Source organism: Curtobacterium sp. MCLR17_039, from assembly GCF_003234745.1.
Taxonomy (GTDB): domain Bacteria; phylum Actinomycetota; class Actinomycetes; order Actinomycetales; family Microbacteriaceae; genus Curtobacterium; species Curtobacterium flaccumfaciens.
The window spans coordinates 373,271-381,627 of the sequence record NZ_QKTF01000003.1 but is presented as its reverse complement, the minus strand read 5'-3'; the positions used below and the strand labels follow the sequence as shown (position 1 = coordinate 381,627).

Annotated in this window: 10 protein-coding genes and 1 tRNA gene; 3 read left to right on the top strand and 8 right to left on the bottom strand. The window is 70.9% G+C overall.

All coding sequences use genetic code 11. The features are described 5' to 3' along the window. Positions 1 to 69: 69 nt before the first annotated feature. From groL to DEJ00_RS05615, 6 genes are all read right to left on the bottom strand, one after another. A complete protein-coding gene (gene groL, locus DEJ00_RS05640) occupies positions 70 to 1,692 on the bottom strand; it encodes a chaperonin GroEL (RefSeq protein WP_017888048.1) in 1,623 nt (540 codons plus the stop codon). 257 nt (positions 1,693 to 1,949) lie between these two features. Further along, positions 1,950 to 2,153 carry a cold-shock protein gene (locus tag DEJ00_RS05635; RefSeq protein WP_017888049.1) on the bottom strand — a complete coding sequence of 68 codons (204 nt, stop codon included), beginning with the start codon at positions 2,151 to 2,153 and terminating at the stop codon, positions 1,950 to 1,952. A gap of 180 nt (positions 2,154 to 2,333) precedes the next feature. Then, entirely contained in the window at positions 2,334 to 2,939 is a 606-nt protein-coding gene (locus tag DEJ00_RS05630) for a LytR C-terminal domain-containing protein (RefSeq protein ID WP_111056657.1), read from the bottom strand. Next, positions 2,936 to 3,292 carry a DUF3263 domain-containing protein gene (locus DEJ00_RS05625; protein ID WP_071244144.1) on the bottom strand — a complete coding sequence of 119 codons (357 nt, stop codon included), beginning with the start codon at positions 3,290 to 3,292 and terminating at the stop codon, positions 2,936 to 2,938. Before DEJ00_RS05625 ends, DEJ00_RS05630 begins: the two co-directional genes overlap by 4 nt. A 97-nt stretch (positions 3,293 to 3,389) precedes the next feature. After that, positions 3,390 to 4,391: a DUF2332 family protein gene (locus DEJ00_RS05620; protein ID WP_111056656.1), complete on the bottom strand. Its 1,002-nt coding sequence runs from the start codon at positions 4,389 to 4,391 to the stop codon at positions 3,390 to 3,392. After that, positions 4,391 to 4,864, bottom strand: coding sequence for a GNAT family N-acetyltransferase (locus tag DEJ00_RS05615; protein WP_035809228.1), 474 nt, complete (start codon positions 4,862 to 4,864; stop codon positions 4,391 to 4,393). Before DEJ00_RS05615 ends, DEJ00_RS05620 begins: the two co-directional genes overlap by 1 nt. 65 nt (positions 4,865 to 4,929) lie before the next feature. Here DEJ00_RS05615 and msrB point away from each other — a divergent pair, with 65 nt between their 5' ends. Further along, positions 4,930 to 5,337 carry a peptide-methionine (R)-S-oxide reductase MsrB gene (gene msrB / locus DEJ00_RS05610; RefSeq protein ID WP_027466599.1) on the top strand — a complete coding sequence of 136 codons (408 nt, stop codon included), beginning with the start codon at positions 4,930 to 4,932 and terminating at the stop codon, positions 5,335 to 5,337. Positions 5,338 to 5,374: 37 nt separating this feature from the next. After that, positions 5,375 to 5,450 (top strand) — tRNA-Thr (locus DEJ00_RS05605). A 231-nt stretch (positions 5,451 to 5,681) separates the two neighbouring features. On the opposite strand, the gene DEJ00_RS05600 is transcribed toward DEJ00_RS05605, so the two are convergent. Both DEJ00_RS05600 and DEJ00_RS05595 read right to left on the bottom strand, forming a co-directional pair. Beyond that, positions 5,682 to 6,713 (bottom strand): aldo/keto reductase, encoded by a 1,032-nt coding sequence (locus DEJ00_RS05600; protein ID WP_111056655.1) that lies wholly within the window; start codon positions 6,711 to 6,713, stop codon positions 5,682 to 5,684. 53 nt (positions 6,714 to 6,766) lie between these two features. After that, a complete protein-coding gene (locus tag DEJ00_RS05595; protein WP_071244025.1) occupies positions 6,767 to 7,552 on the bottom strand; it encodes an alpha/beta fold hydrolase in 786 nt (261 codons plus the stop codon). On the opposite strand from DEJ00_RS05595, the gene DEJ00_RS05590 reads away from it, so the two are divergent. Then, positions 7,551 to 8,354, top strand: a complete 804-nt coding sequence (locus tag DEJ00_RS05590) for an NAD(P)H-hydrate epimerase (protein WP_258373551.1) — start codon at positions 7,551 to 7,553, stop codon at positions 8,352 to 8,354. The two genes, DEJ00_RS05595 and DEJ00_RS05590, sit on opposite strands and share 2 nt — an antisense overlap. The last annotated feature ends 3 nt before the right edge of the window (positions 8,355 to 8,357 follow it).

The following is an 8,357-nucleotide window of genomic DNA, read 5'->3' as shown; positions in this document are numbered from 1 at the left end:
GCCCCGCCCCCACACACACACAGAAGGGCCCCACACGCGCAGCGTGCGGGGCCCTTCCGTCAGACGGACTTAGAAGTCCATGCCACCCGTCGGGTCGCCAGCCGGAGCAGCAGGGGTGCGCTCGGGCTTCTCGGCGACGACGACCTCGGTGGTCAGGAACAGACCGGCGATCGACGCAGCGTTCTGCAGCGCCGAACGCGTGACCTTGGCGGGGTCGATGATGCCGGCAGCGATCAGGTCGACGTACTCGCCGGTCGCGGCGTTGAGGCCCCAACCCGACTCGAGCTCGCGGACCTTGGCGGCGACGACGCCCGGCTCGAGACCGGCGTTCAGCGCGATCTGCTTGAGCGGCGCGTCGATGGCCACGCGGACGATGTTCGCACCGGTCGCCTCGTCACCCTCGAGCTCGAGGGCCTCGAGTGCGACGGCACCGGCCTGGATGAGGGCGACGCCACCACCGGCGACGATGCCCTCTTCGACGGCAGCCTTCGCGTTGCGGACGGCGTCCTCGATGCGGTGCTTGCGCTCCTTGAGCTCGACCTCGGTCGCGGCACCCGCCTTGATGACGGCGACGCCACCGGCGAGCTTCGCGAGGCGCTCCTGGAGCTTCTCGCGGTCGTAGTCGGAGTCGGTTGCCTCGATCTCGGCACGGATCTGGCGGACACGGCCGGCGATCTGCTCGGCGTCGCCGGCACCCTCGACGATCGTGGTCTCGTCCTTGGTGATGACGACCTTGCGGGCACGACCGAGCAGGTCGAGCGTCGCGTTCTCGAGCTTGAGGCCGACCTCTTCCGAGATGACCTGGCCGCCGGTGAGGATCGCGATGTCCTGCAGCATGGCCTTGCGGCGGTCGCCGAAGCCCGGGGCCTTGACGGCGACGGACTTGAAGATGCCGCGGATCTTGTTCACGACGAGCGTGGCCAGGGCCTCGCCGTCGACGTCCTCGGCGATGATCAGGAGCTGCTTGCCCGCCTGGATCACCTTGTCGACGACCGGCAGGAGGTCCTTGATGTTCGAGATCTTCGAGTTGACGATCAGGATGTAGGCGTCCTCGAAGACGGCTTCCTGACGCTCGGGGTCGGTGACGAAGTACTGCGACAGGTAGCCCTTGTCGAAGCGCATGCCCTCGGTGAGCTCGAGCTCGGTGCCGAAGGTGTTCGACTCCTCGACGGTGACGACGCCTTCCTTGCCGACCTTGTCGATGGCCTCGGCGATGAGCGCGCCGATGGTCGGGTCAGCGGCCGAGATCGACGCGGTCGCGGCGATCTGGTCCTTGGTCTCGATGTCCTTCGCGTTGGCGAGGAGCTGGTCGGAGACGGCGGCGACGGCCTTCTCGATGCCGCGCTTGAGCGACACGGGGTCGGCGCCGGCGGCGACGTTGCGGAGGCCTTCGCGGACGAGCGCCTGGGCGAGGACGGTCGCGGTGGTCGTTCCGTCACCGGCGACGTCGTCGGTCTTCTTGGCGACCTCCTTGACGAGCTCCGCACCGATCTTCTCGTACGGGTCGTCGAGCTCGATCTCCTTGGCGATGGAGACACCGTCGTTCGTGATCGTGGGGGCGCCCCACTTCTTCTCGAGGACGACGTTGCGGCCGCGCGGGCCGAGCGTCACCTTCACGGCGTCGGCCAGCTGGTTCAGGCCGCGCTCGAGGCCACGGCGGGCCTCCTCGTCGAAAGCAATGATCTTAGCCATGTGGTTTTTCGTCCCTCCCGGACGTCGTCTTGGGGGTCGTGCTGGCACTCAGCGTGAGCGAGTGCCAACGCCGATTCTGGCACTCGCCGGGTGTGAGTGCAACACAGTCGGGAGGCTCGTGACGACTTCCCAGGACACGTCGCGTCCGGCGGACCCCGCACCACCGCCGCGGTCACGCTCCCGGCACCGGTCACCGTCCACGCACACGACGAACGCGCCGCCCCTGACGGGACGGCGCGTTCTGGAAGTGGTCGTGCTCAGGCGGGGCGGACGGACTCTGCCTGCGGGCCCTTCGACCCGGTGCCGACGTCGAACACGACGGCCTGGCCCTCCTCGAGGACCTTGTAACCCGACATGTCGATGGCCGAGTAGTGCACGAACACGTCCTGGCCCCCTCCATCCACGGTGATGAAGCCGAAGCCCTTTTCAGCGTTGAACCACTTCACGGTTCCGTTGGCCATGATCTCTTGCTCCCTGGTACTGCAGTGCGGAACGACGTGATCGTCGTCTGCATGGGACTCTGACCGAACCGGTCCGATCAGGCAAGAGGTGTGACGTTGTTTCACGTCGATTCCGTCAGAAATCAACGTGCCCGAAACACAGCCGTCACACAATGCGCGAATAACGCGGTGGAACCGGGATCAGCCGGTGTAGTCGGCGCCGAGGACGACGCTCACGTCGGCGTTCGGGAACGCCGCGGACTGCTGCACGGCCGTGACGCCGAGCTGCTTCGCGATGCCCTGCGCGACCGCCGCCTGCGACGCCTGCTGGTAGTAGACGATCGTCGACGTGGAGCCCGTCGTGCCGGCGTCTCCGGTGGAGGCGACCTGCCAACCGGCGCCGGTCAGCGCCGCACTGGCCCGGCTGGCGAGGCCCGTGGTGGTCGTGCCGTTCAGCACGACGACGGTGGTGGTGCCCTGCTGTGCCGGCGTCGCCGCCGCGGCGCTGCCCGCCCCGGCCGAACCCGATCCGGCGGACGAGGACGCGGACGGCTTCGACGTCGCCGAGGGCTTCGCCGTCGCGGACGCCGACGTGGACGCTGAGGGCGAATCGGATCCGTTGAAGGAGTAGCTGCCGTTCAGCACCGCGAGGGCGAGCACCGCGACGCCGACGAGCACGCCGGTGGCGAGCGCCGCCCAGGCGAAGACGATCCAGCCACGACCGCGACGCTGTGCCCCGCGGTGCGCACCGACCCGCGGGCCGTCGGCGACGTCGTCGAACCGGTCTCGGGGGAATCTCGTGCTCATCGTTCCTCTTCACGTCCTTCGGGAGCTGCACCGGGGGCGACGAAGCTGCGCGTCGCCCGGGCGCTGGTGCGCGCGTGACGGAGCCGCTGCAGCCGGGTGACGAGCTGCGGGTCGTACGCGAGTGCCGCGGGTGAGTCGATCACGCGGTTCAGCACCTGGTAGTAGCGCGCCGCCGACATCTCGAACTCCACCCGGATCTCCGCTTCCTTCGTGCGGTCGTGCCGTGCCCGGTCCTGCTCGAACGACAGCACGTGCTTCGCGAGCTCACTGAGCTGGTCAGCACCGAGCTGGTCAGCACCGATCTGATCAGCGCTGCGCTGGTCGACGCTGCGTTCGTCGGTGGGGCTGGTCACGGCGGTTCCGATCACGTATCGGGTAACGGGTCTCGCACATCGTAGGGGTGGAGTCGATCCGGACCCTGGTACGGCGCTGGACTGTCGCGAACACCGGTCACAGGTTCGGCGCACGGAACCAGCGCACACGCGTGCCGAACGGGTCGGAGACGGCGACCGCGACGCCGTCGAGCGAGAGCGTCGCGAAGGCGTCAGGGTCGGCCGCGTCGACGTCGTCGGGCAGCGTCGCCGCCACCCCGCGCAGGATCCCGGTGCGTTCGAGGGCGATCCAGTGCACGCCCCGCGCACGGATCCGGTCCACGAACCGCTGCCGGTCCGCGCCCGGCACGTAGACCAGGGTCCCGGTGGTCAGGACGACCGGTTCGACGTCGTCCGGCAGGGCGTCCAGTGCACGGTCGAGGTCACCTGGCAGCGTTCCCCGGATCCGGTCTGGAGGCACGGCGAGCGTCGCGCGCGCAGCCTGACGCATCAGGGCGGTCCGGTCCGACGCCTCGGGCGGGACGGCCTCGACCAGCCGGTCGAACGCACCGGGGACCGACAGGTCGATCGGGTTCGGGTCGAGCGCCACCCGGGCGCCGACCCTGATCGGGACGGTCGCGGGTGTGGGAACGGCCCCGGCGGCGTCCGCCACCAGCCGGACCGAGGGATCGGCGACCGCCGTGTGCATCCGGAGGACCGCGGCCCCGGAACCGACCCGGTAGTCCAGGGTCACCCGGTCCGGGATCGAGCACAGCCCGGCGGCGGCACCGGCGTCGACCAGGCCGAGCGGACGCACGGACCCTTCGGCGAGCGCCGCGAACAGCGGGACGACCGGTGCAAGCCGTTGCGGGTCGTTGGCCTGCACCGTGGCGGAGGCGAGGGCCGTGACCAGCGCGGGGTGGGCCTCCAGGCCGAGCGCGCGCAGCGCACCAGGGTCCGACGGGTCCGCGCCCAGCCGCCGCGCGACCGCGAAGAACAGTTCCGGCTGCCGCTGCTGCTCGGGGACCTCGGCGAGGAGCGCGACGAGGGAGTCGTCGAGCGACCGTGCCCAGGCGGCGTACGACGGCGAGACGGCCTGGACGCGGTCGGCGTACGCGTCGTACCGGGCGCGGGTGTCCATCAGCGCCCGGGCCGGTGCATGCCGACGTGGCGGATGCCGGCCTCGTCGTACGGCTCCCCGAACCGCACGAAGCCGTACCGCTCGTACAGGGCGGCGACGTACTCCTGGGCGTGCAGGACGAACGGGTCGTGCCCGTGTTCGTCGAGGACGGCGGCGACGAGCCGGCCGGCGATCCCCTGCCCACGGTGTCCTGGGTCGGTCGCGACCCGGCCGATCACCCACGCCGGTGGCTCCGCGCCGTCGGGGTGGACCTCGTCGGCCGCCGGACGGATGAGCCGCAGGTACCCAACCGCATCGGTGTCCGTGCCGAACCACCAGTGCTCGGTGTCGGGCTCGCGGTCACGGCCGTCGAAGTCCTCGGCGGTGACCCGCTGCTCGAGCGCGAACACGCGGTTGCGCACGACGACGATGCCGTACAGTTCGTCCGTCGTCAGACGGGTCCAGCGGGCGTGGTGCACGGAATGCTCGGACATCGTGGCGAGTTTAGTGAAGTGGTCGGGAGTGCCCGGAAGAGCCCGGCCGGAAGCAGGAGGAACCAATGGCATACAACGTCGACAAGTCCGACGCCCAGTGGCGCGAGGAGCTCTCCCCGGACCAGTACGCCGTCCTCCGCCAGGCGGGGACCGAACGACCGTGGACCGGTGAACTCCTCGACGAGGAGCGCGCCGGCGTCTACACCTGTGCGGCCTGCAACGCGGAGCTGTTCAAGAGCGGCACGAAGTTCGACTCCGGCTGCGGCTGGCCGTCGTTCTACGAGTCGGTGAACCCGGACGCCGTGCAGCTCATCGAGGACAACTCCCTCGGCATGGCCCGCACCGAGGTCCGGTGCGCGAACTGCGGTTCGCACCTGGGCCACGTGTTCCCGGACGGGTTCGGCACCCCCACGGGTGACCGGTACTGCATGAACTCGATCTCGCTGAACTTCTCGGAGAAGTCGGGCGAGTGAGCCCCGGACGCCCTCACCGGTAGGATGAGCGGCGTCAGCCGGCATGGCGCAATTGGTAGCGCACCGTACTTGTAATACGGGGGTTGCGGGTTCAAGTCCCGCTGCCGGCCCCAGACGAAGCGATGCCCCGGGCGAAGTCTCGCCCGGGGCATCGGCACACGGAACGCGGATCAGGGGGCGTTCCGGGCGCTGGACGCGGTAACCAGCCGGTCGTGCGACGAGGATGACACCTCACCGACCCGCACGTCCACACCCAGACCCCACATCCGCGGAAATCCGCACGATGTGCACGAACGCGCAGCGGTCCTGTCCGGTCAGCGTCCGCCGGCTCAGCGTCCGCCGGCTCAGCGCCCGCCGGTGATCTTCCGCTCCCGCTGCGCGACGCCGGCCGTGCCGTAGGGGTAGTCGTCGATGCGAGGAGCGCTGGCGTCGGTCAGCCGGGCGAGCTCGTCGTCGGTGAGCACCAGGTCCGCGGCACCGAGGTTGTCCTCGAGCTGCGACAGGGTGCGGACGCCCAGGATCACGCTCGTGACCGCGGGCCGGGCCAGCAGCCAGGCGAGTGCGACCTGCGACTTCGACGCGTCGTGGACGTCGCCCACCTCGGAGACGGCGTCGAGCACCTCCCACGTGCGCTCGTCGCCGTTGCGGGCTTCCCACGCCTCCATGCCGCGCTGCGGGTTCTCGCCCAGGCGGGTGGCGCCGGACGGGGCCTCGTCGCGCTGGTACTTGCCGGAGAGCCAACCGCCGGCCAGCGGCGACCAGGGCAGCAGACCGATGCCGGCGTCGAGGCAGGCGGGCACGACCTCGTGCTCGATGTCGCGGACGAGCAGGTTGTACTGCGGCTGCAGGGTGACGGGCGGTGCCCAGCCGTGGGCCTTCGCCTCGTAGACGGCCTTGGTGACCTGGTAGCCGAGGTAGTTCGAGAACCCGTAGGAGCCGATCTTGCCGGCGGACACGGCGTCGTCGAGGAACCGCAGGGTCTCGTCGATGGGGGTCAGGGCGTCCCACGCGTGCATCTGGTACAGGTCGATGTGGTCGACGCCGAGCCGCTCAAGCGAGGCGTCGAGGGCCACGCGAAGGTGTCGTCGGGACAGGCCGAGGTCGTTCGGGCCGTCGCCCTGCGGGAACCGGCCCTTGGTGGCGAGGACGACCTGCGCGGCCTCGGTGGGGTGTGCTGCGAGCCAGCGGCCGATGATCCGCTCGGACTCGTTGCCGGAGTAGACGTCCGCCGTGTCGACGAGCGTGCCACCGGCGGCCACGAAGGCGTCGAGGATGGCGTGTGAGGTGGGTTCGTCGGCTTCGCTGCCGAACGTCATGGTGCCGAGGGTCAGCGTCGACACCGATGTCCCGCTGTTGCCGAGGAGTCTGTAGTCCATGGCGGGGACGGTACGCCCGGTGCCGTCCGACCGAGGGGACCCAGGAGTACCCCTCAGCGCGGGGCGGACAGGAAGCGCAGCGCCGCTTCGCGGAACGGCCGCGAGGTCGGGGCGTTGAAGTGGTTGCGCCCCGGGATCTCGAAGAACGTGGCGTCCGGTGCGGCCTCGGCGAGCCGGACCGCGCTGTCGCGGATGCCGTCCTCGCTGCCCGCGGCGATCAGGAGCGGCTGCGCCGGGGCGTTCTCCGGGGTCGGCTCGATGCTGTTCCGCATCCCCTCGACCATGGCCACGAGCGCGCCGAGGTCGTTGCCCTCGACGTTGCCCGCCATCGTGAGGTAGCCGTTGGTGACGCGGTCCTCGATCGGGGTGCCGTCGGCGATGTACGCCTTCGCCTGGTCGACGCGGACGCGACGCATCGGGTCCGCGTCCGGGATCCCGCCGAACACCGCGCGCGAGATCCTGCCCGGCAGCCGCTCGGCGGTGTGCCAGCCGACCCGTGCGCCGAGCGAGTAGCCGAGGAACGCGACGTCGTCGAGCAGGTACGTGTCGATGACCGTGGTGACGTCGGCGACGAGCAGGTCCATCGAGTAGGCACCCGGGTCGTGCGGCTTCGCGCTCGCGCCGTGCCCGCGCTGGTCGAGCGCCAGGACCCGGTACCCGGCACGGACCAGGTGCCGCGTCCAGCCCGAGGCGTGCCAGTTGAGCACCGCACCGGACGCGAAGCCGTGCACCGCGATGACGGCCGGGGCGTCGGGGTCGCCGAAGTCGTAGGTCGCGAGTCGCAGCCCGTCGGGCGACATCACGAACCGGGGGCGGGGCGCTTCGGGGACGAGTGACATGTCCTCTCAAGCGTATCGGGGCAGTGTGGTGGCCATGGACGGCTACGGCGGCGATCAGATCCGGGCGGCGGAACGCCCCCACCTCGACGCGGGGGAACCCCTGATGCAGCGCGCCGCCGACGGGCTCGCGCGCATCGTCGGCGACCTGCTGGACGACCCGGCCGTGCGGCCGGTCGACGGGCCGGGATCCGTCCTCGTGCTCGCCGGCAGCGGCGACAACGGCGGTGACGCCCTGTTCGCGGGTGCCCGCCTGGCAGCGGCCGGGAGGCACGTGGCGGTCCTGCGCGTCGGCTCCCGTGTCCACGAGGCCGGCCTGGCAGCGGCGCTGGACGCCGGCGCCCGTCTGCTCGACGGCCCGTCCGGCGCCTCGGGACCGGACTCGGGCGGAGCGGCCGACATCCTGCGGGCCGCCGGCCGGAGCGACGGCGAACGCCTGGCGGACGTCGCGACCGAGGCGGCGCTCGAGGCCGACCTGGTGCTCGACGGCATCCTCGGCATCGGGGCACGGGGTGCGAACCCGCTGCGGTCCCCCGCACGCGAGGTCGTGGACGCCATCCGTGAACTCGCCCGCGACCAGCGTGCGCCGTTCGTCGTCGCGGTGGACGTGCCGAGCGGCATCGACGTGGACACCGGCGGGGTCGCGGACGACCACGTCCTGCACGCCGACGTCACCGTCACCTTCGGCGGTGTGAAGGCCGGCCTGCTGACCGGACCCGCTGCCACCCTCGCCGGGCGGATCGAACTCGTCGACGTCGGGATCGGCGCGGACCTGGCGACGACGGAGCCGCTGATCCGCACCTGACCC